Origin of the sequence: Aeromonas sp. D3 (genome assembly GCF_027705025.1) — a bacterium.
GTDB lineage: Bacteria > Pseudomonadota > Gammaproteobacteria > Enterobacterales > Aeromonadaceae > Aeromonas > Aeromonas salmonicida.
On record NZ_JAPDBE010000009.1, the window covers coordinates 111555 to 136806 of the forward strand.

General features: G+C 60.6%; 25 protein-coding genes and 1 riboswitch. Of the genes, 14 read left to right on the plus strand and 11 right to left on the minus strand.

What is annotated here, in order from left to right; translation table 11 throughout:
• Positions 1-136 precede the first annotated feature (136 nt).
• Together OKC28_RS08035 and OKC28_RS08040 are read left to right on the plus strand one after the other, a co-directional pair.
• Entirely contained in the window at positions 137-850 is a 714-nt protein-coding gene (locus tag OKC28_RS08035; RefSeq protein ID WP_021140196.1) for a 3-deoxy-D-manno-octulosonic acid kinase, read from the plus strand.
• A gap of 70 nt (positions 851-920) precedes the next feature.
• The gene (locus OKC28_RS08040) at positions 921-1781 is read left to right on the plus strand and encodes a GGDEF domain-containing protein (protein WP_021140195.1); all 861 of its coding nucleotides are present in this window, start codon (positions 921-923) and stop codon (positions 1779-1781) included.
• On the opposite strand, the gene OKC28_RS08045 is transcribed toward OKC28_RS08040, so the two are convergent.
• Positions 1778-2632: a carboxylate/amino acid/amine transporter gene (locus OKC28_RS08045; RefSeq protein ID WP_021140194.1), complete on the minus strand. Its 855-nt coding sequence runs from the start codon at positions 2630-2632 to the stop codon at positions 1778-1780. The genes OKC28_RS08040 and OKC28_RS08045 overlap by 4 nt on opposite strands.
• A 42-nt stretch (positions 2633-2674) precedes the next feature.
• Here OKC28_RS08045 and OKC28_RS08050 point away from each other — a divergent pair, with 42 nt between their 5' ends.
• A complete protein-coding gene (locus tag OKC28_RS08050) occupies positions 2675-3133 on the plus strand; it encodes a DUF6314 family protein (RefSeq protein ID WP_034524096.1) in 459 nt (152 codons plus the stop codon).
• A 156-nt stretch (positions 3134-3289) separates the two neighbouring features.
• Here the strand turns inward: OKC28_RS08050 and OKC28_RS08055 are convergent, their stop codons facing one another.
• Positions 3290-3451, minus strand: a complete 162-nt coding sequence (locus OKC28_RS08055; protein WP_005319457.1) for a hypothetical protein — start codon at positions 3449-3451, stop codon at positions 3290-3292.
• Positions 3436-4335, minus strand: coding sequence for a DMT family transporter (locus OKC28_RS08060; protein WP_021140191.1), 900 nt, complete (start codon positions 4333-4335; stop codon positions 3436-3438). Before OKC28_RS08060 ends, OKC28_RS08055 begins: the two co-directional genes overlap by 16 nt.
• A gap of 91 nt (positions 4336-4426) precedes the next feature.
• Between OKC28_RS08060 and OKC28_RS08065 the strand changes: the two genes are divergently transcribed.
• Entirely contained in the window at positions 4427-5401 is a 975-nt protein-coding gene (locus OKC28_RS08065) for a LysR family transcriptional regulator (protein ID WP_021140190.1), read from the plus strand.
• Here the strand turns inward: OKC28_RS08065 and trpS are convergent.
• Both trpS and OKC28_RS08075 read right to left on the minus strand, forming a co-directional pair.
• Entirely contained in the window at positions 5380-6393 is a 1014-nt protein-coding gene (gene trpS, locus OKC28_RS08070; protein ID WP_111588826.1) for a tryptophan--tRNA ligase, read from the minus strand. The genes OKC28_RS08065 and trpS overlap by 22 nt on opposite strands.
• Positions 6394-6584: 191 nt before the next feature.
• Complete coding sequence (locus OKC28_RS08075; protein ID WP_005319449.1) at positions 6585-7019, minus strand: universal stress protein; 435 nt, start codon at positions 7017-7019, stop codon at positions 6585-6587.
• Between the two features lie 377 nt (positions 7020-7396).
• Here OKC28_RS08075 and fabV point away from each other — a divergent pair, with 377 nt between their 5' ends.
• Positions 7397-8584 carry an enoyl-ACP reductase FabV gene (fabV, locus tag OKC28_RS08080; protein ID WP_219598124.1) on the plus strand — a complete coding sequence of 396 codons (1188 nt, stop codon included), beginning with the start codon at positions 7397-7399 and terminating at the stop codon, positions 8582-8584.
• A 63-nt stretch (positions 8585-8647) separates the two neighbouring features.
• On the opposite strand, the gene OKC28_RS08085 is transcribed toward fabV, so the two are convergent.
• On the minus strand, positions 8648-10447 hold the full coding sequence (locus OKC28_RS08085; protein ID WP_270688634.1) for a GGDEF domain-containing protein: 1800 nt from the start codon (positions 10445-10447) through the stop codon (positions 8648-8650).
• A 197-nt stretch (positions 10448-10644) separates the two neighbouring features.
• On the opposite strand from OKC28_RS08085, the gene ftnA reads away from it, so the two are divergent.
• The 6 genes from ftnA to OKC28_RS08115 all read left to right on the plus strand — a co-directional run bounded on the left by ftnA (position 10645) and on the right by OKC28_RS08115 (position 17315).
• Positions 10645-11169 carry a non-heme ferritin gene (gene ftnA, locus OKC28_RS08090; RefSeq protein WP_005319436.1) on the plus strand — a complete coding sequence of 175 codons (525 nt, stop codon included), beginning with the start codon at positions 10645-10647 and terminating at the stop codon, positions 11167-11169.
• Positions 11170-11442: 273 nt separating this feature from the next.
• Positions 11443-12627: an NAD(P)/FAD-dependent oxidoreductase gene (locus tag OKC28_RS08095; protein WP_270688654.1), complete on the plus strand. Its 1185-nt coding sequence runs from the start codon at positions 11443-11445 to the stop codon at positions 12625-12627.
• A gap of 108 nt (positions 12628-12735) precedes the next feature.
• Entirely contained in the window at positions 12736-13374 is a 639-nt protein-coding gene (gene leuE, locus OKC28_RS08100) for a leucine efflux protein LeuE (RefSeq protein WP_021140185.1), read from the plus strand.
• Positions 13375-13610: 236 nt separating this feature from the next.
• The gene (locus OKC28_RS08105) at positions 13611-15284 is read left to right on the plus strand and encodes a sensor histidine kinase (RefSeq protein WP_270688637.1); all 1674 of its coding nucleotides are present in this window, start codon (positions 13611-13613) and stop codon (positions 15282-15284) included.
• On the plus strand, positions 15278-16009 hold the full coding sequence (locus tag OKC28_RS08110; protein WP_270688639.1) for a LytR/AlgR family response regulator transcription factor: 732 nt from the start codon (positions 15278-15280) through the stop codon (positions 16007-16009). Before OKC28_RS08105 ends, OKC28_RS08110 begins: the two co-directional genes overlap by 7 nt.
• Positions 16010-16118: 109 nt before the next feature.
• Positions 16119-17315, plus strand: a complete 1197-nt coding sequence (locus OKC28_RS08115; RefSeq protein WP_270688641.1) for an L-lactate MFS transporter — start codon at positions 16119-16121, stop codon at positions 17313-17315.
• A gap of 80 nt (positions 17316-17395) precedes the next feature.
• On the opposite strand, the gene OKC28_RS08120 is transcribed toward OKC28_RS08115, so the two are convergent.
• From OKC28_RS08120 to OKC28_RS08135, 4 genes are all read right to left on the minus strand, one after another.
• The gene (locus tag OKC28_RS08120) at positions 17396-18520 is read right to left on the minus strand and encodes a 5-(carboxyamino)imidazole ribonucleotide synthase (protein ID WP_270688643.1); all 1125 of its coding nucleotides are present in this window, start codon (positions 18518-18520) and stop codon (positions 17396-17398) included.
• Positions 18517-19026 carry a 5-(carboxyamino)imidazole ribonucleotide mutase gene (gene purE / locus OKC28_RS08125; protein WP_059112365.1) on the minus strand — a complete coding sequence of 170 codons (510 nt, stop codon included), beginning with the start codon at positions 19024-19026 and terminating at the stop codon, positions 18517-18519. Before purE ends, OKC28_RS08120 begins: the two co-directional genes overlap by 4 nt.
• Before the next feature lie 62 nt (positions 19027-19088).
• Positions 19089-19391, minus strand: coding sequence for a P-II family nitrogen regulator (locus tag OKC28_RS08130; RefSeq protein ID WP_005321666.1), 303 nt, complete (start codon positions 19389-19391; stop codon positions 19089-19091).
• A 5-nt stretch (positions 19392-19396) separates the two neighbouring features.
• Complete coding sequence (locus OKC28_RS08135; RefSeq protein WP_005321662.1) at positions 19397-20323, minus strand: sodium-dependent bicarbonate transport family permease; 927 nt, start codon at positions 20321-20323, stop codon at positions 19397-19399.
• A gap of 111 nt (positions 20324-20434) precedes the next feature.
• Between OKC28_RS08135 and OKC28_RS08140 the strand changes: the two genes are divergently transcribed.
• From OKC28_RS08140 to murI, 3 genes are all read left to right on the plus strand, one after another.
• Positions 20435-21337 carry a LysR family transcriptional regulator gene (locus tag OKC28_RS08140; RefSeq protein WP_005321658.1) on the plus strand — a complete coding sequence of 301 codons (903 nt, stop codon included), beginning with the start codon at positions 20435-20437 and terminating at the stop codon, positions 21335-21337.
• Positions 21338-21373: 36 nt separating this feature from the next.
• Positions 21374-21551, plus strand: a riboswitch (cobalamin riboswitch).
• A 52-nt stretch (positions 21552-21603) separates the two neighbouring features.
• On the plus strand, positions 21604-23481 hold the full coding sequence (locus OKC28_RS08145) for a TonB-dependent receptor domain-containing protein (protein WP_021140180.1): 1878 nt from the start codon (positions 21604-21606) through the stop codon (positions 23479-23481).
• Positions 23482-23587: 106 nt separating this feature from the next.
• A complete protein-coding gene (gene murI / locus OKC28_RS08150) occupies positions 23588-24379 on the plus strand; it encodes a glutamate racemase (protein ID WP_021140179.1) in 792 nt (263 codons plus the stop codon).
• Positions 24380-24397: 18 nt separating this feature from the next.
• On the opposite strand, the gene OKC28_RS08155 is transcribed toward murI, so the two are convergent.
• Positions 24398-24889 carry an RNA recognition motif domain-containing protein gene (locus OKC28_RS08155; protein WP_005321648.1) on the minus strand — a complete coding sequence of 164 codons (492 nt, stop codon included), beginning with the start codon at positions 24887-24889 and terminating at the stop codon, positions 24398-24400.
• Positions 24890-25252 lie beyond the last annotated feature (363 nt).

The window sequence follows — 25252 nt, forward strand, 5'->3', positions numbered from 1 at the left end:
CCTGTGGATTGTAAAATTGCGCGCAACTGGCAGCCGGTACCGGCCCTGCTCCTCACAAGGTGCACGGGTCCGTGCTGGCAAGCCGCCTTATCGTGAATCGAACCATTGCGATTACTGACCGACCGGAATCACCAAGATGCGAATACAGACCGAACACAACCAGATCTGCTGGTACGCCGAAGGGGTTTTTCGTGACCCTTCTCCCGAGCTGTTTGATCCGGCCTGGTGGCAGACACATCGCCAGGTGGTGGGTTCTGCCATAGGGCGCGGTGTGACCTGGTTCGTGAAGGATGAATCCCGTCATCTTGTGCTGCGTCATTACTATCGTGGCGGCATGGTGGGCAAGGTGGTGCGGGATCGCTTCTGGTTCGAGGGGGTGGAATCCAGCCGGGCCATGGCCGAATACACTCTGCTGGCCAAGTTGAGCGAGCAGGGCTTGCCGGTGCCGCGCCCGTTTGCGGCCCGCATGGTCAAGCAGGGCCCCTTCTATCGCGCCGATATCCTTATCGAACGCATTCGCGGTGCCAAGGACCTGGTGGCCCTGCTCAAGCAGGGGCCGATCGCCGACCAAGTGTGGCACAAGGTAGGCCAGACGGTGCGCCAGCTGCACGATGCGGGTGTCTATCATGCGGATCTCAACAGCCACAATCTGCTGCTCGACAAGGAGGGCAAGGTGTGGGTGATCGACTTCGACAAGGGGGCGATCCGTTCCCCGGGCAGCTGGCAGCAGGCCAATCTGGAACGGCTGCAACGCTCCTTCAGTAAAGAGTCCCAATTGCACACCAGTTTTCACTTCGTGCCGGAAAACTGGCAGGCGCTGATGAGCGGTTATCAGGTAAAAGCGAGCTGACCCTGTTGCTCGGCGCGAGAGCCAATGTTACTTATTGAGCAGGTATTCAGATTCGGTTTCGAGGCATTCGATGGACATGCTCAAGGCTCCCCTGAGGGAAGTGGTCACCCGGTTTGATCCGACGCTGATGGCGGATGCCATGGCTCTGCTGGAGGCGGGGCTCTGGAGCTGGAGCCCGCAACAGGGTGTGCAGCGGGATCTCTCCTGTCTGCGTCTGTTGGGATTGAGTGAAACCGGTCTGGACGATCTCGGCTGGCTGGAACGGGTGCATCCCGACGATGTGGCTGTGCTGCAGGAGGCTCTCGCTGCCTGTCAGAGCGGGCGAGTGCCCCAGATCCGGCTCGAGTACCGCATCCTGCATCACGACGGTCACTACGTTCGGCTGGAAGAGCGGGCCCGGCGCGATGTTCACGGTCAGGTGTTGGGGGTAGTACGCCTGCTCGAGTCACAGGCGGTGGCGGAAGAGCGGCATGGCACGGATCCCCTTACCGGACTGGAGAGCAGAAGCCACTTCGAACAGCTGCTCGACGAGCGGCTGGCGACCGAGAGCGGCAGTTTCAGCCTGTTGCAGTTTACCGTCGACCACAGTGCCAAGATCCAGCAACTGTTTGGCGAAGCGGCCTGCGATGCCATGCTGGCCAAGCTGGCGCGCATGGTGCGCCACGAGCTGCGGCGGGAAGATCCCTTCGCCCGCTGGGATCAGGACGGTTTTATCCTGATGCTCTCCCAGACCGATCGCTTGAGTGGCCTCGAGATTGCCGAGCGATTGCGCCTCGAGATCGCCGATGCCAGCCTGCTGCCGCAGCGGCCTGTGACCGTCAGTGTCGGGCTGGTGCAGAGCCAGGCCGGCGAGCATATCGATCACTTGCTGGCCCGGCTGGCGACCTGCCACGGTCAGGCCAGACGGGAGCACAATGCCGTCGTTGGTTAATGCTTGCTCACGCTGGCGCGCTGACAGATCCAGAGGGAGGCCAGCATCAGCAGGCCGCCAATGGCCAGCCTGGCGAGATTGGTATCCTTGCCCCAGATCAACAGATTGACCAGCAGGCCCGCCGGGATCAGGGCGTTGTTCATGATGGCCAGCACACCGCTGCTGACCCTGGTCGCGCCCTTGTTCCACAGGAAGTAGCCGAGGCCGGAGGCTCCCACTCCCAGCCAGAGCAAAATGCCCCACTGTAAACCGGAAGTCGGATACTGCGGCTTGCCCAGCAGCCACCAGGCGGGCAGGGCGACAGCCAGTGCTCCCAGATAGAAGCAGCCGAACACCGCCTGCTGTGGCGGTTGCTGTGCTTCCCGTGCCAGCAGTACCTTGTAGCCCACTTGTCCCATGGCGAAGCTGAGGTTGGCACCCTGCACCACCAGGAATCCCAGTGCATAGCTTTCGGTCAGCCCGTCGAAGCGGATGACGGCTGCCCCCAGCACCGCCAGCAGAGCGCCCCACAGATACACAGGCTTGAAGCGGCGCTCCAGCAGGTCGTGCAGCAGGGTGACGTAGAGGGGGGTGAAGATGGTGAACACCAGTACTTCCGGCACCGTCAGCAGCAGGAAGGACTGGTAGTAGAACAGATACATGATGCCGAGCTGGATGGCGCCGAGTCCCATCAGCTTGAGTGCGAAATCAGGCCGCAGCCAGCGGCGTCTGAGGAAGGGCAGAAACACCAGACTGGCGAGGACGATGCGCGTCAGCACGGAGAAGTAGGCATCCACCTGGCCGGCGAGATAGACCCCGATCAGGCTGAAGGAGAATGACCAGAGCAGGGTAACCCCTATCAAATAGTTCATGTGTTTGATTTATCGTCAGTTGTCAATTTTGAGGGCGCTATGATGGCCGAGATGGAAGCTGTGATCCAGCGTTTATGGCACCAGTTGCCACAGATCCGCGCCTTTGCCTTCGAGGCAAGCAATGGTGCGGGTTCCGCGACTGACTGGTGTGGTCGTGGTGAGGGAGATGTGGAGGTGACCGATCATCAGGGGGGCTGGCTGTTCGCCGAGACGGGCCGTTACACCACGCCCCATGGCCGTGTACTGACCATGCACAACCGCTTCTGGTGGCAGCGCGGCGATCGGGGGATCCGTCTATCGCACCTGCGTTATGCCCAGCCGGTGGAATTGTTCGAGCTGTTGCCGCAAGGGGATGGCCGCTGGCTGACCGTCGAGCCGCATCTGTGTGGCCAGGATCACTACAGTGCCGAGCTGACCGAGAGCGACAGCGGCTTTCTGCTGAGCTGGGAGATCACAGGCCCGCGCAAGAATGAGCGCCTCAGTTATCGCTACCTGAGGTGACCCTCACGTCGGACACCTGTCCAATGCAAGAGCATGAAAATGCAGAAATAAAAAAACCGGCGCAGAGCGCCGGTAGAGGGGACAAATCGGAGGTTTTTTTAAAACGGTCCCAAAAACAGGAGAGATACACTCTCGTCACACATTCAGAGATGGATGTCAGACACTCAACGCATAGCTCAGCATGGCTTGCAGCTTGCTGTCGAAGAACCAGGGCAGCAGCACCATCAGCAGGCCGAGCAGGCCGGCCAGCCGGTGGCGATATTGCCAACCGGCAATCAGCACCAGGCCACCACACAAGGTGGTCAGGATGCCTGACATAGGGCAGCCTCCCGCTGGGCGCGTCGTTGCTGTGCCCACTGGTTCAGCGCGACCGAGCCCAGGATCAGGGCCAGTGCCACACCCGTGGTGGACTGGATTTGCTCGCCGAGGAACATGGCACCCAGCATGACGCCGAACAGCGGCACCAGATAGTTGCTGAAGGAGGCAAAGGTCGGGCCCGCCTTCTGGATCAGCGCCATGTAGAGGAAGTAGACCAGACCGGTACAGAAGACACCCAGCACGACAACGGCGCTGATGGCATGCTGGCTCGGCATGGTGAGCGCACTCAGATCGGTCAGGAAGGGGGCCGCCAGCATCAGCTGGATAGCCGAAGAGATCAGTATGTTGCGCGCCACCACCACAGGGTGGTCCTTGGCGAAGCGCTTGATCATCAGCAGGCCGATGGCAAAGCAGCTGGCCCCGAACAGTATGGCCACTGCGCCGAGCAGGCCGGCGTTCATGCCGTTGGCCAGTTTCGGCCAGAACAGCACCAGCACACCGATGAAGCCGATGATCACCGAGACCAGACCGCCCTTGGTGATTTTTTCACCGGAAAGCAACAGGGGGGCCATCAAGATGGTGACAAAGGGGATACAACCCATTACCACGGCGGCGATGGCACTATCCACATACTGTTGACCCCAGGCCACCATGATGAAGGGCAGGGTGGCATCGAGCAGGGCGATCAGCATGTAAGTGCGCCATGGTGTGTGCTCGCTCTTGAGACGCATGAACAGGCAGAGCAGACCCAGGGTCAAGCTGCCGCACAAGGCTCGTCCGGTCGCCACCATGATGGGGGGCAACTCGGTCACGGCCTGATGCATGAAAATGAACTGGGAGCCCCACAACAGGCCAATCGCCAGCAACAACAGATAGCTACGCATGTTAATCTCCGATGTAATTCGCCAGCGCATTCTATGCAATCTGCTACTATGCCAAAAATGAATTGTCGTCATTCAACTATGGCAGATATCGATGGAACTCCCTCTCTCCCGCCTCGACCTCAACTTGCTGACCGTGTTCGACATGCTGATGCAGGAGCGAAACGTCACCCGCGCCGCCGAGCGTCTGCACCTCTCCCAGTCCACCGTCAGCCACGCCCTGGGGCGGTTGCGGCAGGCGCTGGATGACCCCTTGTTCGTCATGAGTCGGCGCGAAATGATGCCGACCGAGCGAGCCAAGACCCTGGCAGGACCCGTGCGTCAGGCGCTGGCCATGCTGGAACAGGGATTGCGGCAGGCGGAGGGGTTCGATCCCGCCAGCGCGCGGCGGATCTTTCGCATCGCCACCCCGGGTTCGGTGGAGCACGGTCTGGTACCGGCGCTGGTGGAACAGCTGCACCGGCAGGCACCACACTGCCGGCTGGAGGTGTGCGAGCTGGCAGACAGTGACTACGAGCGAGAGTTGGAGAAGGGGGAGCTGGATCTGGTGATCGGGTTCGCCGATGCCAATCACTTCTCGCCCCGGCTGTGGCGCGAGCCCTGGTTCAACAACCCGCTGGTCTGTTTGTCACCGCTGGGCAGTGAGTTGCCCGAGGTGCTGGGGCCTGCCGAACTGGTCAGCCGCCCTCATATCCATACCTCCAGCTGGGGCCACAGTCAGGCCATGGTGGATCTCTGGCTGGCCCGTTTCGGGGTTGAGCGTGAGCTGGGGGTGCGGCTGCCGAGTTTTATGGCGGTCCCGCCGCTGATGGCGACCGGCCGCTATCTGGTGGTGGTACCCGAGATGATAGGGCGCCACTTCTGCCGCTACTACCCGCTGCGCCTGCATCAGCTGAACCCGGATATCCCCATCGTCTACCTGATGGCGGGCCACCCGCTCACCGCCCATGACCAGGCCATTGGCTGGTTCAAGGGGTTGCTGCACCGACTTGCCTTCGAGCGCTATGGCGCGGATGCGCTGGGCAGTGTGGCCCAGCGCAGTGCGGATCAACCCAGCCCGGCGAAGTAATCCAGCCCCATGGCGCTTTTTACCTCCGCCAGCACCTCGTCGGTAAGTAAACGGGCCTGCAGCGTGCCTTGCTGCAACAGCTGCAGCAGCTGACGCTTGTCGGCAATCGCCGCCTGGCGCCGCTCCCGCATGGGGGCGAGCAGGGTCTGCAGACAGTCATTCAATACCTGCTTGCAACGCATGTCGCCCAGCCCGCCGCGTTGGTAATGGGCCTTCATCTCGGCCACCAGCATCCTGTCGGGATGGAAGGCATCCAGATAGGCGAATACCGTATTGCCCTCCACCTGACCCGGATCGCTCACCTTGAGGTGATTGGGGTCGGTATACATGGCGAACACAGCTTGCTTGACCTCTTCCGCTGACATGCCGAGCTCTATGGTGTTGCCGAGGGACTTGGACATCTTGGCCTTGCCGTCTATACCGGGCAGGCGGCCGGTGTCGCTCAGGATCGGCTGGCACTCGGTCAGCACCTCTTTACCCACCAGAGCGTTGAAGCGGCGGACTATCTCGTTGGTCTGCTCCAGCATGGGCAGCTGATCTTCACCCACAGGCACATGGGTGGCGCGAAAGGCTGTGATGTCGGCGGCCTGGCTGACCGGATAGATGAGAAAACCGGCCGGCAGGCTGCGCTCGAACCCTTTCTGCTGGATCTCAGCCTTGACGGTGGGGTTGCGTTCCAGCCGGGCGACACTGACCAGATTGAGGTAATAGGTGGTGAGCTCGGCGAGGGCGGGCAGGGCGCTTTGCAGGCAGAAGGTGGTCTTGGCAGGATCCAGGCCGGCTGCCAGGTAGTCGGCCATCACCTCCAGCACGTTGTCGGTCACCTTGGCCGGATTGTGGCCGTTGTCGGTCAGTGCCTGCAGATCGGCGATCATCACGAATTGGCGGTAGTGGTGCTGGGCTTCCACGCGCTGACGCAATGAGCCGACGTAGTGGCCTATGTGCAGTTTGCCGGTGGGACGATCGCCGGTCAGTATGATGGGGTTGTGCATGTCACTCTCTCCAGTGGGGTGGGCCGGGAGGCGACAAAGGGCTAAAAACAATGACCGCCTCTCGGCGGTCACGGTGTTTTCTTTGGGATATTCTACATAGAAAAGCAGTGCCGCCTGTTTAGAAGCAGCACCACCAGTAGTTGTGATTGAAGATGGTCATATTCATGGCAAATAAAACTACGCCAGTTTGATCACTTCTGCAAGGGAACGACCAGCAGGTCGCAGGGTACTGTATTCATCAGCTGACGGGCACTGGAGGTAAGCAGGCTCCAGAAGCTTTGACGATGACCGCACACCAGCAGGTCTATTTGGTAGTCCTTGACCGCCTGGTTGACCCGTTCGCTCAGATCACCGCAGATCACCAGCTTCTTCTCGATGGGGTAGTCCACCGAGGCCAGGAAGGTCTCCAGCTTCTCTTTCGCTTCGGCGATCACCTGATCCTGCACGTTGTCGATGTCGATATCGATCATCTCGGTGTAGAGATCCTTGAGGTCCACATCAACATGGATCACGGACAGCTTGGCGCCGTTGGAACGGGCCCGATCAACCGCCTTCTCGATCACCTTGCGGTTATCTTCCGACAGGTCGATAGCGGCCAGTATGTGTTGGTAATAGGTTCCATTCATGGGAATTCTCCTCACTGATCCTGAGTTCACTATACCAATGTCTGATGAAACTAAAATGGCGTTCTCGACACAGTTTTGGGATTTAAATGAGTTTCTTATGGGGCTTCTTCTATGTCATGCGTCATAAATTGTCTATAAATCGAACAGGAGTTTGACCTGAGTCACACCCCTCGACTTGCCCGGCGAGGGTGGCAGGCATAGGATGTGCCCGTGCTTCGCAATGAACACAAAACAATAAAAAGCATCTGAATACCGCTTTGGGGAGCCTCGCGCTCCCTCTTGTTTTTCTGCCCCCTTACTGCCCATATCCCGCCCGACATCAAGGTAATCCGCAACTTCTTGGTTATGCTGTAGCCAGTTCCTTTGGAGATCCCTTCATGATTATTCATCCCCAGATCCAGGGTTGCGTTGCCCGCAACTGTCATCCCATCGGCTGTCGGGCCGCCGTGTTGCAGCAGATATCCAGCGTCAAGGCTGCGGGCAGTTTCAACGGGCCCAAGCGGGTGCTGGTGCTCGGTGCCTCCTCTGGCTTCGGGCTGGCTTCCCGCATAGCGCTGACCTTCGGGGCCGGTGCCGATACCGTCGGCGTCTCGTTCGAGCGAGGCCCGTCCGACAAGGGGCTCGGCAGCGCAGGCTGGTACAACAATATCTGGTTTCGGCAGGCGGCGGAGCAGGAGGGGCGCGTCGCCGTCAACCTGATAGGCGATGCCTTTTCCGATGCCATGCGCCAGCAGGCCATCGACACCATTCGCCAGCAGCTGGGGCAGGTGGATCTGGTGATCAACTCGCTGGCCAGCGGTATCCGGGTATTGCCGGATGGCCGTCAGGTGCGCTCCGCACTCAAGACCACAGGCCAGCCTTTCAGCGGCTGGGGGCTGGATCTGGAGCAGGACAAGCTGGTGCAACAATCCCTGGCGCCCGCCACCCCGGAGGAGATCCGCGACACCGTCACCGTCATGGGCGGCGAGGACTGGCAGCTCTGGATGCTGGCGTTGCAGCAGGCCGATTGCCTCGCCCCCGGCGCCCGGACTGTGGCCTACTCCTACATAGGCCCGGAATCCACCTATCCCCTCTACCGGGATGGCACCATCGGTTACGCCAAGGAGCATCTGCATGCCACCGCCGAAACCATCAACCTGCAGCTGGCCGACATCGGCGGCCACGCCTGGGTGTCGGTTTGCAAGGCGCTGGTGACCAAGGCGAGCGCCTATATTCCCGTGCTGCCGGTTTACCTGGGCTTGCTGATGGGGGTGATGAAGGAGCGCGGCGTGCACGAAGGCTGCATCGAGCAGATGCAGCGGTTGTTTGCCAGCAAGATGTATGGGCCGCAGGGCGTGGTGGCCGATGGCAACCGGCTGATCCGGATGGATGACCACGAGCTGGACCTGGCCATTCAGGCCGCGGTCTCAACCCTCTGGTCAAAGGTGACGCCGGACAACTTCCATACCCTGGGGGATTTTGCCGGCTTGCGGCAGGATTTCATGCAGCTCAACGGTTTTGAGCTGCCCGGTGTCGACTATGGGGCGCCGGTGGATGTGGCGTCCCTGACCGAGCTGGTGCCCTGATCCCGCCCGGCTGGTCAAGTTATCCTGGTTTCATTCTGCGCGGGTGGCCGTGCTCACTGACCGTCAGGCCACGCTGCTGGTCAGTTCATCCTGCGCCGAAGGGGTTGTCGCCAATATGGTCTGGTTGCGGCCCTGGCGCTTGGCTTGATACATAGCCATGTCGGCGCGGTGGATCAGCGGGCCAAGCCCCTCATCAGCCTCTGAACGCCCCGCTATGCCGATGCTGATGGTCATGTGCGGTGTGTCCAGCTGGGAAATCCTCAGGCGTAACTGCTCTGCCAGGTGCCAGCAATCCTCTGCCGCCAGTGGTACCGCCACCAGAAACTCCTCGCCTCCCCAGCGCCCTATCAGCTGTGCGTCCGGGGCCCAGTCGCTCAGCTCTCGCGCCAGCCGCTGGATGGCCCTATCACCCGCCTGATGGCCGTGTCTGTCATTGATCTGCTTGAAGTGATCGATATCGATGATGAGCAGGGTGAGCGGGTCTTCCAGTTGCCACTGGATGGCAAGCCGTTCCAGCAGGGCGCGGCGGTTTGGCAGCTCGGTCAGCTGATCGAAGGTGGCAAGCTTGTAGAGGTGGCGTGAGCTGCGGTGCAGCCTGTGGGTGGTGATGCCGAGCAGGAGCAGGAGCAGGGCGCCAGCCAGCAGGCCGACCAGCATCAGCTGGTAGTTGCGGGCGCTCTGTTGGTGCAGCAGCTGCTGGCGCTTGCGCTCGTTCTCCTCTTGCAGCACCCGGTTGTTGGCCTCGCTGCGGGCCAGATCCATCTCGGCCTGAAAGGTGGCGGCATGCTGGCTCAGCGCCTGATTGAAGTGCTGCTTGTAATCGTTCATGTAGGCGGACAAGGCTTCATAAGCCTCCGGATAGCGGCCCTGCTGGGCCAGCAGGCTGGCTTGCAATGCCTTGCTGCCGGCGCTGGGGTGGCCCTGGGACGTCAGCAGTTGCAACGCCAGCTGTATCTCTCCCCGGCCCTGCAATGCCTTGACCCGGGTCTCGAGCAGGCGTTCCCCCGCATCCTGATATCCCAACTGCTGATAGAGTGCCTGCGCTTCGTCCAGACTGCGCAGGGCTGCCGTCCAGTCACCCTGGGCGTTGAGCGCCATGGCCTGATAGCCGAGGATGATGGCGCGGTAATCCGGCGCCAGATGGGGGGTAGCCAGCAGGCTGTCGAGCAGTTGTCCGGCCTGGATGGGGCGATCCGTGTCTATGTAGAGCCGTGCCATGTTGGCTTTGATGATGGTCTGGCTGTTTGGCTCGTCCAGCTGCACCATCTGCTGCAAGGCTTCCCGATAATAGGTTTCCGCCTCTCTGGGCAGACTCAGGTCGGCATAGAGGTTGCCCAGGGTCATCAAGAGGCGGGCTGAGTCCAGGCTGGCAACCGGTTTGTCTCGTGCGGATTGCTTGAGGCGAAAGGCCGTCTTGAGTTCGGCGATCGCCTCTTTCAACTGCTGGGTGCGATAGAGTGCCAGCCCGTTCAGGGCATGCCATTCAGATGCTTGCATTGGGTGGTCGATAACGGCGGGTTTGAGCCGGGCCAGCAAGCGGAGTGCTTTATCAGGTGCCTCTGTATCCAGGATCAGGGCAACCTCTTGCAACTGAAAATCGAGCAGGCGCAGGGGTTGCTGCTGGGCACTGGCCAGCTCACGGGCTCTGGCGTTGTCGAGCAGGGCCTGCGGATAGTGACCCAGGGCTGCCTGGGCCAGGGCTCTGGCATAAAACAGCTCCATATCCTGCTGCGGGTTGGCATCGAGGCGTTGCAGATAACCGACGGGATCGCGCGCCGCCTGCAATTCAGCCTCTTCCAGCAAGGAGGGAGCGGCCTGCAACTGGGTTATCCAGAGCAGTGCCAGTGCCGTTATGAATCTCATTGAATCCTTTCCCTGACCACTGGCGCCATCATAATGGCTGAATCCACGTACACCATGTTTCTTTGCTTCTCTATACCTGTATGGGGGATAGGATGAGGCGAAAAACGGTCACAACTGAGCAGTTTGGCCGCCGTATCTGGTTGATTCGTGTTAAAACAGTGGCGACAATCGTGATCAAATCACAGTGGAGAATCAGCATGTTGGCAAAAGCCATGATCGAGAAGTTGAACGAGCAGATTAATCTTGAATTCTATTCCTCCAATCTCTACCTGCAGATGAGCGCCTGGTGTGAGGACAAGGGTTTCGAAGGTGCCGCCACCTTCCTGCGTCAGCACGCCGTCGAGGAGCGCCAGCACATGGAGCGTCTGTTCACCTACGTGAGCGAGACCGGCGCCATGCCGATGCTGGGCGCCATCGATGCGCCTCCCCACGAATTCAAATCCCTGGGCGACATTTTCCGTAACACCCTCGAACACGAATATCACATCACCCAGTGCATCAATGGCTTGGCTCACGTGGCATTCACCACTCAGGACTACTCCACCTTCAACTTCCTGCAGTGGTACGTGGCCGAGCAGCATGAAGAGGAGAAGCTGTTCAAGAGCATCGTCGACCGTCTGTCGCTGGTGGGCGAAGATGGCAAGGGTCTCTACTTTATCGACAAGGAGCTGGCCGAGCTGGCCAAGGGTGCCCCCGCCAGCGTCATGGATGGCAATGCCTGATAGTCGTGGACACTTAGTGTTCACCCAGTACAATAACGGCCCCTTTATGGGCCGTTTTTTGTTTTTTTATGGGTTGCCGTTGCGGTGGTGCTTGGCAGGTACAATAACGGTTCTTTTTATGGGCCGTTTTTTGTTTTTTACGAGTTGCCGTTGCGGTGGTGCTTGGCAGGCACAAGAACGGTTCTTTTTATGGGCCGTTTTTTGTTTTTTATGAGTTGCCGTTGCGGTGGTTTTTTTGGTCGCGTGTTCGGCCGTCTGATGAGTAGGGCAGTGATGATGCAAGTGGATGTGGTGGTGATCGGGGCCGGTGCGGCCGGTTTGATGTGTGCCCAGCAGGCGGGTTATCGCGGGCGCTCCGTGCTGGTGATCGACAACGCCAAGAAGCCGGGTCGCAAGATCCTCATCAGCGGTGGTGGTCGTTGCAACTTCACCAACCATCAGGCCGGGCCCCACGCCTTCCTCTCGGGCAATCCCCATTTCTGCAAATCGGCGCTGGCACGCTACACCCAGCAGGACTTCATCGACCTGGTGGACAGGCACGGGGTCAACTACCACGAGAAGACCCTGGGCCAGCTGTTCTGTGACGAGAGTGCCAAGGAGATAGTCGATGTGCTGCTCACCGAGTGCGACTGGGCTGGCGTCACCCTGCAGTTCCAGACCGAGATCCTGTCGGTCACCAGGACCGAGGCCGGTTTTGTGCTCGGTACCAGCAAGGGAGAGGTGAGCTGCCACTCTCTGGTGGTGGCCACTGGCGGCCTCTCCATGCCCAAGCTGGGCGCGACTCCCTATGGTTTCAAGCTGGCGGAGCAGTTTGGCCTCAATGTGCTGCCGACCCGCGCCGGTCTGGTGCCGTTTACCCTGCATCAAGCCGAGAAAGAGGCCTTTGCCGATCTGGCGGGTATCAGCCTGCCGGTGGCGGTGACCGCCGAAGATGGCACCCGCTTCAAGGAGGCCATGCTGTTTACCCATCGCGGTCTCTCCGGCCCTGTCATACTGCAGATCTCCTCCTTCTGGCTGGCGGGGGAGAAGATCCATATCAACTTGTTGCCCGAGCTGGATATCCCGGCGGCCCTCAAGGCATGGGCGCAGGCTCATCCTGCCCAGGAGTTGAAAACAGTGCTGGGTCGCGAGCTGCCCAAGCGTTTCGTCGACAAGCTGGTGGAGCTGGGTCAGCTCAATAGCAAACCGATGCGTCAGTACAACGAGCGAGAGCTGGAGGCCATCGCCACCCTGCTGGGGGATTGGCAGATACTGCCGAACGGCACCGAAGGCTATCGCACCGCCGAGGTGACCCTGGGCGGCGTGGATACCAACGAGCTCTCCTCCAAGACCATGGAGGTGCGCAAGGTGCCCGGTCTCTACTTTATCGGCGAGGTGGTGGACGTGACCGGCTGGCTCGGGGGCTATAACTTCCAGTGGGCCTGGTCTTCCGGCTGGGTGGCTGGCCAGTACTGCTGATCTGCGACGGCCCTGTTCCCGGCGGCAGGAAAATTGGTATAGAGTGGCAGTTCACTATTTTATCCGGCGGGGCTGCCTGCCTGTTCTTGTTTGCTGGCGAGGTGGGAGATGTTTGAGAGTCTGGGTGTCGTCAATGTCTGGACCTATCTGGTTGGTCTCTTCTTCATCATCATAGCGCCGGGCCCCAACTCCCTTTATGTGCTGCGCACCGGCGCGAGCCGTGGCGTAGGTCCCGGTTATCGGGCGGCGCTCGGCGTCTTCGTCGGCGATGCCATCCTGATCTTCTGCGCCTACCTGGGGGTGGCCTCTCTCATCCGTACCACGCCCCTGCTGTTTACTCTGGTGCGCTACCTCGGCGCCATCTACCTGCTCTATCTGGGGGTGAAGATACTGCACGCCAATTTTGTCGCCAAGCGGGAAGGGCAGGAGTCGGTGGTGGACCCGGGTGAGCGTTACTTCTCCAAGGCGCTGACCTTGAGCCTCACCAATCCCAAGGCGATCCTGTTTTACGTCTCCTTCTTCGTGCAGTTCATCGATTTCAACTATGCCCACACCTGGCTCTCCTACCTGGTGCTGGCGGGCATGCTGGAAGCCATGAGCTTCGTCTATCTGACCCTGCTGATCTTCGGCGGCACCCTGATGGCCCGCTTCTTCCGCCAGCGACAAACCGCTGCCCGCCTCGGCAATGGCCTCATTGGCCTTTTCTTCATGGGATTTGCCGCCAGGCTCGCCACCATCTCTTCCTGATCCCCCACCGGATGCGCTCATCGGACTGGTCGATGAGCGTTTCTGGCCATCTCGCATCCCGATGCTCCCTTGGGCGCCCGCCTGAGGTAAACTACGGCGCCCAAAAGGGGACGCCTGTGCGGATGCTGTTCGCCCGCCAGACGGCGCAGGGATGACCTCCCCTGGCTTTCATGGTCAGCAGACAATTGGCTTATACATCTCATAGTGCGCCCTGGTGGCCAGAGGCAGGAGGGCCCATGCTCGAAAATCAGATGATGTTGTTGGCGGTGTTTGAACGGGCTGCGCTGATGCTGATGACCCTGTTCTTTCTGACCCGTACAAGGCCGTTTCAGCGGCTGTTCCAGAAGCGGGATCACACCCCGGCCGAGCTGGTGCTGGTGGCGGCCATCTTCTGTCTGTTCGCGGTGTTCAGCACCTACACCGGCATTCCGGTGGAGGGGGCGCTGATCAACGTGCGGATCATCGCCATCATCTCGGGCGGCATCCTGTTCGGCCCCTGGGTCGGCATCCCGGCCGGGGTCATCTCGGGCCTGCACCGCTACCTCATCGACATGGATGGCCACACCTCGATCCCCTGTCTCATTGCCAGCATCATCGCCGGTCTGCTCGCCACCTGGTTGCACCTGCGCTGCCGCAAGTCGCGACTGTGGCTCTACGGCATACTGGCGGGCATGTTGTGCGAGGGGCTGACCATGTTGCTGATCTGGCTGTTGACCGAACCCCATGAGGTGGGGGTGGAGATCGTCAGCCACATCGCCTATCCGATGATCGCCGGGGCACTCTGTATCGGCCTCATCATCAAGCTGGTGCAGGATCTGGATGACGAGAAGGAGCTGATTGCCGCCAAGCAGGCCAAGCTGGCCCTCGACATCGCCAACAAGACGCTGCCCTTCTTCCAGAAGGTCGATCGCCACTCCCTTGGCCAGGTGTGCGGCGTCATCTGCAACGAGATCCATGCCGATGCGGTGGCCATCACAGATACCCGCGACGTGCTGGCCTACGTGGGGGTGGGCAAGGATTACTACGAGCTGGACGAGCACCACGCCATCAGCGACATGACCCAGCGGGCCGTGTTGCTGGACCAGATCATCATCAACAACGATCTGCGCCAGTATCACCTGTCAGATTTTCACTCTGTCATCATTATTCCGCTGCGGGAAAACGGCGCCGTCAGCGGCACCCTCAAGATCTACTACCGCCGCACCCACAGCATTACCAGCTCGCTGCGAGAGATGGCGGTGGGCCTCTCCCAGCTCATCTCCACCCAGATGGAGGTGTCGCGCATCGAGCAGTTGAAAGAGATGACCCGCAAGGCGGAGTTCACCGCATTGCAGAGCAAGATCAACCCGCACTTCCTGTTCAATGCCCTCAACGCCATCTCATCCTTGATCCGCATTCGTCCCCAGCAGGCGCGCCAGCTCATTGCCAATCTGGCGGACTATCTGCGCTACAACCTCAACAAGGGGGACGAGCTCATCGACATTCAGGAGGAGCTGCAGCAGGTGCGCGATTACGTGGCCATAGAGCAGGCCCGCTTCGGCGACAAACTGGAGGTGGTGTTCGAGGTGGACGATGTGCACATCCAGGTACCGAGCCTGCTGTTGCAGCCGCTGGTGGAAAACGCCATTCTGCACGGCATCCAGCCCCGCAGTGCGCCGGGCCGGGTCACCATAGAGGTGAAACAGCTGGCAGGTGGCATTCGGGTAGCTGTGCGCGATACAGGTTACGGCATCAGTCAGGCGGTGATCGATGGCGTGGCCGCCGGTCGGGTGGAGAGCCGCAGCATAGGGCTGATGAACGTTCATCAGCGGGTCAAGCTGCTCTATGGCGACGGTCTGCAGCTAAGACGGCTGGAGCCCGGAACCGAAGTCTGTTTCTATCTGCCGGTTCAGGAGGCGATACCATGTTGAAAGCCATTATTGTCGAAGATGAATATCTGGCCCGGGAGGAGTTGGCCTATCTGGTGGGCCAGCACAGCCAGATTGAGATAGTGGCGAGCTTCGAGGACGGACTGGAGGCCTTCAAATACCTGCAGGATCACGAGGTGGACGTGGTGTTTCTGGATATCCAGATCCCCTCCATCGATGGCCTGCTGCTGGCCAAGAACCTGCACAAATCGAGCCATCCGCCCCACATCGTCTTCGTCACCGCCTACAAGGAGTTTGCGGTGGAGGCGTTCAAGCTGGAGGCGTTCGATTACATCCTCAAGCCCTACAACGAGCCGCGCATCATCAATCTGCTGCAAAAGCTCGAGCAGGCGGGCAAGTCTCAGCCGGTGCAAGGGGTCGAGGGGATCAGCCCGCAGAATCGCACCGTCAATCTGGTGAAGGGGGAGCGCATCATAGTCACCCCCTGCGAGCAGATTTACTACGCGGAAGCGGACGAAAAGCTGACCTATGTCTATACCCGCACCGATCGCTACGTGATGACCATGACCATCAGCGAGTTTGTCAGCCGGCTGCCTGCGGAGGGCTTCTTCCGCTGCCATCGCTCCTACTGCGTCAACATCAACAAGATCCGCGAGATAGTGCCCTGGTTCAACAGCACCTATCTCATCCGGCTCCATGACCTGCCGTTCGAGGTACCGGTCAGCCGCAGCAACATCAAGGCGTTCCGTCAGCTGATGCGGCTCTGATTGTCATTCATTCCCGCCGATCTGCATTTCATGCCTTAATCGGTCGGCGCGAGCTGCGTCTTGCCTATAGTGGCCTCAATTTCCTTAAGGCCATCGACCGAGACGCATCATGACCAAAGAGATGAATCGCACCCGCTATCTGACCCTGATAGGTACCATCATCACCCAGTTTGCGCTGGGTTCCGTCTACACCTGGAGCCTGTTCAACGCCCAGCTCTCCGACAAGCTGGACGAGCCGGTCAGCCAGGTGGCGTTTGCCTTCGGTCTGCTCAGCCTGTCGCTGGCGGTCGCCTCTTCCATGGCGGGCAAGTTGCAGGAGCGGTTCGGGGTGCGCAATGTCACCCTGGGGGCCGGCGTGCTGCTCGGCATCGGCTTCTTCCTCACCGCCCACGCCAGCAATCTGGCCATGCTCTACCTCTGCGCCGGTATTCTGGTGGGGTTTGCCGACGGTACCGGCTACCTGATGACGCTCTCCAACTGCGTGAAGTGGTTCCCGGAGCGCAAGGGGCTCATCTCCGCCTGCTCCATCGGCGCCTATGGCCTGGGCAGCCTCGGCTTCAAGTACATCAACCTACTGCTGCTCTCCAACAACGGCCTGGAAGCGACCTTCCAGCTGTGGGGATTGATCGCCATGTCCATGGTGCTGGTTGGCGGCATGCTGATGAAGGATGCACCCAAGCAGACAGCTTCGGCGCAGCAGACCGAGAGCCGTGATTTCACCCTGGCCGAGGCGATGCGCAAACCGCAGTACTGGATGCTGGCGCTGATGTTTCTCACCGCCTGCATGAGCGGCCTCTACGTCATCGGCGTGGCCAAGGATATCGGCGAGAACATGGTGGGTCTGTCGACTGCGGTGGCTGCCAATGCGGTCGCGGTGATCGCCATAGCCAACCTGGGTGGTCGACTGGTGCTGGGCATTCTGTCTGATAAGATGTCCCGCATCCGGGTCATCACCATAGCCCAGCTGATCACCCTCGGTGGCATGGGATTGCTGCTGTTCGTGCCCCTCAATGCCAACCTCTTCTTCGTGGCGGTGGCCTGCGTGGCCTTCAGCTTCGGTGGCACCATCACAGTCTACCCCTCCCTGGTGAGCGACTTCTTCGGTCTCAACAACCTGACCAAGAACTATGGCGTCATCTATCTGGGCTTTGGATTGGGCAGCATTATTGGCTCCATCGTGGCCTCCCTGTTCGGCGGCTTCATGGCGACCTTCAACTTGATCCTGGTGCTGATGGTGGTGGCCCTGGTGCTCTCCCTGACCATCCGCTTGCCGGCGCCTGTCGCGGTATCTGTCGACAGGGCCTGATCCCCTCATTCCATAGTGATGACAGCATGAAAAGGAAGACCCGGGCTTGGCCCGGGTCTTTGCATTCAAGGGAGTGCAGCTTAGCGTGGGGACAGCCCCAGCAGGCTGCGTACATGGCGGCTAGTATCCTCCACCGTGTGCCAGTCGCTGCCCGTGATGGTGACATGACCCATCTTGCGGCCGCGGCGAGCCTCGCCCTTGCCATAGAGATGCAGGTGCACTCCGGGCAGGGCCAGCACACCTGCCCAGTCTGGTGTGCCCCCGTGCCAGAGATCCCCGAGCAGATTGAGCAGGATGGCGGGCCGCACCTCGGCTTTCTCGGGCAAGGGGAGATCGCACAGGGCGCGCACCTGCAACTCGAACTGGCTGCACTCGGCATTGTCGAGGCTGGGGTGACCCGAGTTGTGGGGGCGGGGCGCCATCTCGTTGACCAACAGCCGCCCTTCCACCAGAAAAAACTCCACCGTCAGCACGCCGACGTAGTCGAGCGCCGCGATCAGCCGCTCGGCGATATCTTTCGCCTCAGTCTCCAGCGCAGGGACATTGGCCGGGGAGCGGGTTTGATCGAGAATGCCGCCGCTGTGCCAGTTCTGCACCAGGGGCAGGGCGCTGATGGCGCCGCTCGGGCTGCGGGCCAGGGTGAGGGCAAACTCCCCCTCCAGCGGCAGTCGTTTCTCCAGCACGCATGGCACGCTGCTCGCGGCCAGGGCCGCCGGCAAGGCGCTGGGGTCGGGAATCGTCCACTGGCCCTTGCCGTCGTACCCCTCGCGGGCGGTCTTGAGGATGGCGGGGAACAGCTCCGCACCCAGAGGGGGCAGTGGCTCATCCGGCAGCAGAGTCAGGTGGGGGGCCACAGGCACACAGGCACGGGTCAGAAAGGCTTTTTCCTCCCGTCGATCCTGACAGATGCTGACCGGGCTGGCCGTCGGGCGTACCGGTAACTGGTGTTCCAGCAGCGCCAGAGAGGGGGCCGGTACGTTCTCGAACTCGCAGGTGACTGCGGCGCAGCGGCTGGCCAGATCGTGCAGGGCTGCCTGGTCGTCATAGGGGGCGACAATATGGTGATCGGCTGCGGCGCCAGCGATGCTGGCAGAGTCGGGATCCAGCACCACTACCTTGTAGCCGAGGCGGTGGGCGGCCATCACGAAGTAGCGGCCAAGCTGGCCGCCGCCGAGCATGCCCAGGGTGGCGGGTGGCAGTATCATGCCGGGTCCTCCAGTTGCAGAGCCAGCACCCGGTCACGCTCGTTGGCGCGGAAGTCGTCGAGCTGTTGCTGGTAGCGGGGGGCCTCGCCATCCCGGGTGACCGACAGCAATGAGACTGCGAACAGGGCTGCGTTGGCGGCCCCCGCCTCGCCGATGGCGAAGGTGGCGACCGGCACCCCCTTGGGCATCTGCACTATGGAGAGCAAGGAGTCCATCCCCTTGAGGTGGCGCGAGGGGATGGGCACCCCCAGCACAGGCACAGTGGTCTTGGCGGCGACCATGCCCGGCAGGTGGGCGGCGCCACCGGCCCCGGCGATGATGGCCCGCAGGCCGCGATCGCGGGCACTGGCTGCATACTCGAACAGCAGGTCCGGGGTGCGGTGGGCCGAGACCACCCGCGCTTCGTAGGGCACGCCGTGCTCCTTGAGGATGCGGGCGGCAGCCTGCAGCACGGGCCAGTCGGAGTCGGAGCCCATTACCAGGCCGATCAGGGGAGGGGTGTTCATTTTTCTGGTTCCTTGCTGTTAAACGTTTGCTTTCGGTAAACAAAAAGAGCCGGCAAGCCGGCTCAGAATTTCTCGGGTCGCACGATTTCGACCGGCTGCAGAAAGGCGATCATGGCGTAGTCGGGGTAGTAGCGACTCTGCAGGTGGGCCAGCAGCCGTTCCGCCTGCTCGCGGCTGCAAATCGCCTCCAGCCTGATGTTGCCGCTCTCGCTCCAGCTGGCGTTGCGCTCGCCGTGATCGCCTCGTCCGCGTGCATCCGTGATGGTGTAGCCCCGCAGCCCTTCCCGGGTCAGGGTGCGCAGCAGGGTGGGTTCCAGATTTGCTTCCGTGATGACGGTCAGCAGGGTACGGGTCTCGGTCTGCATGATGGCTACTCCGTGAAGTGGCGGGCCCAGCTGTGGTAGAGCGGGATCCCCAGCATGATGTTGAAGGGGAAGGTGACGCCCAGCACAGCGCTGAGGGACAACCCCGGGTTGGCCTGGGGCACGGCGATGCGCAAGGTCGCTGGCACGGCAATATAGGAGGCGCTGGCCGCCAGGGTGGCCAGCAGGGTGAGTCCGCCAAGGGAGAGCCCCATCAGCTTGCCGACCGTCAACCCCAGTCCTGCCGAGGCGAGCGGCATCAGCAGGGCGAAGCCGAGCAGAAACAGGCCATGGCGGCGCAGATCCTGGCACTGGCGTGCCACTATCAAACCCATCTCAAGCAGGAAGAGGGCGAGCGCTCCTTTGAACAGATCCACAAAAAGGGGTTTGAGGGGGGCTATGCCTTGCGGCCCGGCCAGATAGCCGATGGCCATGCCACCGAGCAGCAGGGTCACCCCCTTGCCGAGGAAAGTTTCATGGGCCAGCATGCGCCAGCGGGTCTGGCGGCTCACCCCGCGCGCCAGCATTATGCCCACCAGGATGGCCGGGATTTCCATCACAGCCAGGAAGATGGAGAGCTGAGATTCGAAGCTGATGCCGCGCTCGGTGAGCCAGTTTACCCCGACTGCGAAGGTCGCCACGCTGACCGAGCCGTAGTGGGCTGCGGTGGCGGCGGCATCGATCCGGTTCATCTTGATGCGCAACAGGGCAAAGCCTGCCAGAGTTTGCACCACACCGAGCAGTATCACCAGGGCGAGTTGTGGCAGCAGTGGCAACAAGGATTGCTGGGCCAGACCCACACCGCCTTTGAGGCCGATGGCCAGCAGCAGGAAGAGGGAGAGGGTGTCATAGAGTGCGGGGGGCAACTTGAGCTCGGATCGCACCAGACCGGCCAGCAGGCCAAACAGGAAAAAGAGTACAACAACATCCAGCATGAGGGGTCGCAGGAGGCAATTCACAGGGTGCTTGCATGCTAGAGTGCATGATGCTTCGATAAAATCAGATTTTGATTGATGATTGTTCGGCAAAAACTGATAGGAACCCGGATGCTCAACTACAAACAACTCTATTACTTCTGGCATGTGGCGCGCAGCGGCAGCGTGACACGGGCCGCCGAACAGCTTCATCTCACTCCGCAAACCATCAGTGGTCAGGTCGCGGAGCTGGAGCTGTCTCTCGGGGTGGCGCTGTTCAGCCGGGAGGGGAGGCGGCTCGTCTTGACGGCTGCGGGGCGCCAGGCACTTGAGCAGGCCGGCGCCATCTTTTCGCTGGGGGCAGAGCTGGAACACACACTGCGCCACGCCAGCCAGGAGCTGACCATGCAGGTGGGGATTGCCGACTCGGTGCCCCGCACTCTGGCGTTTGAGCTGCTGGCACCGGCCATGGCGCTGGCGACGCCGGTGCGGCTGATCTGCCATGAAGAGCGGGCCGAACAGCTATTCAGCGAGCTGGCCAGACACAAGCTGGATATGGTGCTGATCGATCGCCCACTGCCACCAGATAGTGGCGTACGTGGCTACAACCATGAACTGGGACGCAGCCCGCTGGCACTGTTTGCAAGTCCGGCGCTGGCGGCTCGTGCCCGTTCGGGGTTTCCCGCCTCTTTGGAAGGGCTGCCGCTGCTTATCCCCGGCGAGAAGTCGGCGACCCATGATCGGCTGCTGGCCTGGTATCGCCAGCAGGGTATACATCCCCATCTGGTCGGCCAGTTTGACGACTCGACCCTGATGAAGTCGTTCGGCAAGGCGGGCATGGGGATCTTTCCCGCGCCTCTTGCGATGCGTGACGAGATTGAGCGCCTCTATGGTGTCGAGCGGATTGCTACCTTGCCCGAGGTCACGCTCTCCTATTATCTGGTCTCTGCTGGCCGTCACCTCTCTCATCCCGGTGTACAGGCGGTGATGGAGGGAGCCAGGCAGCGGCTGGTGGAGCTGGAAAAGCAGAAATAGAAATCTGGATGGCTATACATCCAATCTGGCTCTGCCTATAATCCCTTCCGCTTTGGCGCATCATGCTTAATAGGGAATCCGGTGAAAATCCGGAGCTGGCGCGCAGCGGTAAGGGGGAACGAAGCGACATCAGGGCACTGCCGTCAGGTGGGAAGCCGTCGCCGTAGGCCATCAGCCCCCCAGCCCGAAGACCTGCCAAAGTTCGTATTTCGGGCCGAGAGAAACCGGCCACGAAGTAGATGCTTACGCGAACTTAAGGATCTCTCATGTCCAAGAAATTATTGGTGGCTGCCCTGTTGCCAACGGCGGCCTTCGCCCAACCACTGACCATCCCCGTCAACCCCACCATGGTGGTGACCGCCACCCGTGTCGCCCAACCTGCCTCCAGTGTGCTGGCTCCCGTCAACGTGGTGACCCGTGACGAGATCGACCGTCTGCAAGCCCAGACCGTGACCGATGTGGTCAAGACCCTGCCCGGCGTGGAAGTGGTGAGCAATGGCGGCCGTGGCCAACTGAGCTCGCTGCGGGTGCGTGGCGGTACCTCTTCCCAGACCCTGGTGCTGGTGGACGGGGTGCGTAGCGCCTCCCTGACCGCCGGGATGACGGAGCTCAACAACCTGCCGCTCAACCAGGTGGAGCGCATCGAATATATCCGCGGTGCGCGTGCCACTATCTATGGTTCGGATGCCATCGGCGGGGTGATCAACATCATCACCCGTCCCGATCCTGCGACCAACAAGCACAAATTCAATGTCGGTGCCGGCTCTCACAAACAGCGCCAGGCTGCCTTCAGCAGCGCCAGCCAGATCGGTGAAGCTGGCCAGCTCAAGGTTGCCGGGGGCTTCGATGACGAGACCGGCTACAACGTCCACCCCATCGCAGGGGTGAACGATGGCGACAAGCACGGTCACCGGGGCTATAACGCCATGCTGGACTATCAGCATGCGCTGACCGGCAACTGGGATCTGTTTGGCACTACCCGCTGGTTCCGCAACATTGCCCAGTACGACCGATCGTCCGCCGCTTCTGCCTGGGGCCCGGCCTACCATCAGCGCAACGAAACCTGGACCGAGAATCAGAGCTACCAGCTGGGGTCTCGTTATCACGACGAGCGTTACCTGAGCGAACTGCGCGGCGCCTTCTCCAAACAGGATGCCTACGACTACCCGGACAGCAGCGGCCGCGATCAGGCCACTGACCGAATCTATACCCGTCAGTACACCCTGAACTGGGTCAACAACGTCAAGCTGGACGAGAACTGGACCCTGGGTGGCGGCGCCGACTGGCAGCGCGACATGCTGGATGCTAGTTCCCGCTCCTCCGGTACCGCCTTCCCGAGCGATGCCGACGAGCGCGACAACACCGGGCTCTATGCTCTGGCCCAGTTTGACAACCAGACGTGGCAGGCCGAGCTGAGCGGTCGCAGTGACGACAACAAACAGTTTGGTCGTCACAACACCTGGCAGACCGGGGCTGGTTGGCGCTTTGCGGAGGATTATCGCCTCAGTGCCCGTTACGGCACTGGCTTCCGCGCCCCCTCCTTTAATGACCTCTACTACCCGAGCTCAGGCAACCCTGACTTGAAGCCGGAAGAGTCGAAGAGCCGTGAGCTGATGCTCGATGGCCAGACTGCCGGCGTCGAGTGGCGTGTGACCGGTTATCGCAACGACTTCGAGCAGATGATCCAGTGGGCACCCACTAATCCAAGTGATTCCAACAGCCTCTGGAGCCCTCAAAACGTTGGCAAGGCGCGGATCGAGGGTATCGAGCTGGAAGGGGAATTTGACACCGGCTGGCTGAGCCACCGGGTCTCTGCCGAGTACAAGGATCCCAAGGACAAGGTGACCGACAAACAGCTGCAGCTGATCTCCCGTAAGGGCGCCAAGTGGGTGACCCAGGCACAGTGGCAGCAGCTCGATGGCTCCCTGAGCTGGATCTATCAGGGCGAGCGCTATGGTGATGCGGCCAACACGACCCAGCTGGGTGGCTACAGTGTCTGGAACCTGGCAGTGGGTTATCAGGTCGCGCCTTCCTGGAAGGTTTCCGGCAAGATCAACAACCTGCTGGACAAGGAGTACCAGACTGCGGTGGGCTACCCGGCCGACGAGCGTGCCTATTACGTGACGGTCGACTACTCACTCTGATCTCGACCGTGATTGTATAAATGAGGGGCCCTGCCATTGGCAGGGCCTTTTCTATTGGCGGCAGGCGGGAGTATGATCGCTGCCTTGCACCAAAGGGGGAGGTCAGGTGGCCAATATTCTAGTGTTCGACTCCGGCATGGGTGGCTTGACCATCTATCGCGAGATCCGCCGTGCGCTGCCGGCACACAACTACTTCTATTGTTTTGACAACGCCAACTTCCCCTATGGTGAGCTGAGCGAGTCAGCGTTGATTGCTGCCTGCACCCGTCTGGTCAGTCACATGGTGGCCGAGCATGCCATCGATCTGGTGGTGATTGCCTGCAACACGGCCAGCACCATAGCCCTGCCATCCTTGCGTGCCGCCTTGGCCATTCCGGTTGTCGGCGTGGTGCCTGCCATCAAACCGGCTGCCGCCCTGACTCGCAATGGGTATATCGGTCTGCTGGCGACCCCGGGCACCGTCAGCCGTGAATATACTCATCACCTCATTACCCAGTTTGCCCCAGGCAAGCGGGTGTTGCTCAAGGGCGCGACTGAACTGGTGATCGAAGCCGAGCACAAGCTGGCGGGACGGCCGGTAAACATGGCGCTGTTGCAGGAGGTGCTGACGGACTGGATGGAAGGAGAGGACAGGCCGGATACCCTGGTGCTGGGTTGCACCCACTTCCCGCTGCTCAATGACGAGATCCGGCAATTGATGCCAGGATGTCAGCTGGTGGATTCAGGGATCGCTGTAGCAAGACGGGTGGAACATCTATTGGCTACTGTGGCTGAGCAGCCTTCGCAAGCCATGGTGCAGGCCAGGGCATATTGCACCCGACTGGATGCACAAGCCCAAAAATTGACAGCCCCCTTGCAAGCTTGGGGGCTGTCATCACTCGAAGAGGTGCGGTACTAACTCGTGACCGCCAGGGGATCAGGCATCGACTTCGCTGCCTTCTCTCTCATCTTTATCCCGCTTGTCGTTGGCTTCACGTACCTTGAGGGTACGCTGCTGATACTCCTTGTCATTGAGCACGGCGATGGCCTTGGCGGCATCGGCGGCTGGCATCTCCACAAAACCAAACCCTCTGCGTTTGCCGGTGGCCTTGTCCTTCATCAGACGGACAGAGATCACCTGTCCCTGTTCGGCAAACAGTTCGCGCACGGCAATCTCGTTGGCGCGATACGGCAGGTTGCCTACATATAAGGTGCAAGTCTCTTGGCCGGAGGCCAGCTCGCCTGCTGCGGCAGGTGTCCGCTTAAGGAACAGCGGCACGATGAAACCACCGATGGCCAGACCCACAGCAAAAATCACTTCGGCTTTCAAAGAAAACTGCAGAGCCTGGGCAACCAGATAACCAACCAGCGCCAACACCAGGGCAAGGATGGCAGCCTGCACATAAACGGGAAACTTGGATAAATTCATCTTTAAAGACCTTTTGTAAATGAAAGCAAAAAAGGTGCAACACTCTATTCACCTCCATGGTAACCAGCTTTCCAGCCGGGCGCTACCATGGACCACTTGGGACACATTATCCGTTCCAGTATGGCATTCCCCAATGGGGGAAGGCGCACTTAAATGACGATAAAACAGGACTGAAATCATCAGGTTGTGGATAACACTGTATATATACACTGAGTAAGCTGTTTCTAATTGGATAATTTGAAGTTTCCGTGACTTTCTTCAAAAAAAGCCTTGTCATCGTGATCCTGCTCCCTATAATGCGCCCCTACCAGCACGGCGGAACACGCCGAACTGATGAGCCAGCTTCCTTGTGAAGCCGGCGCC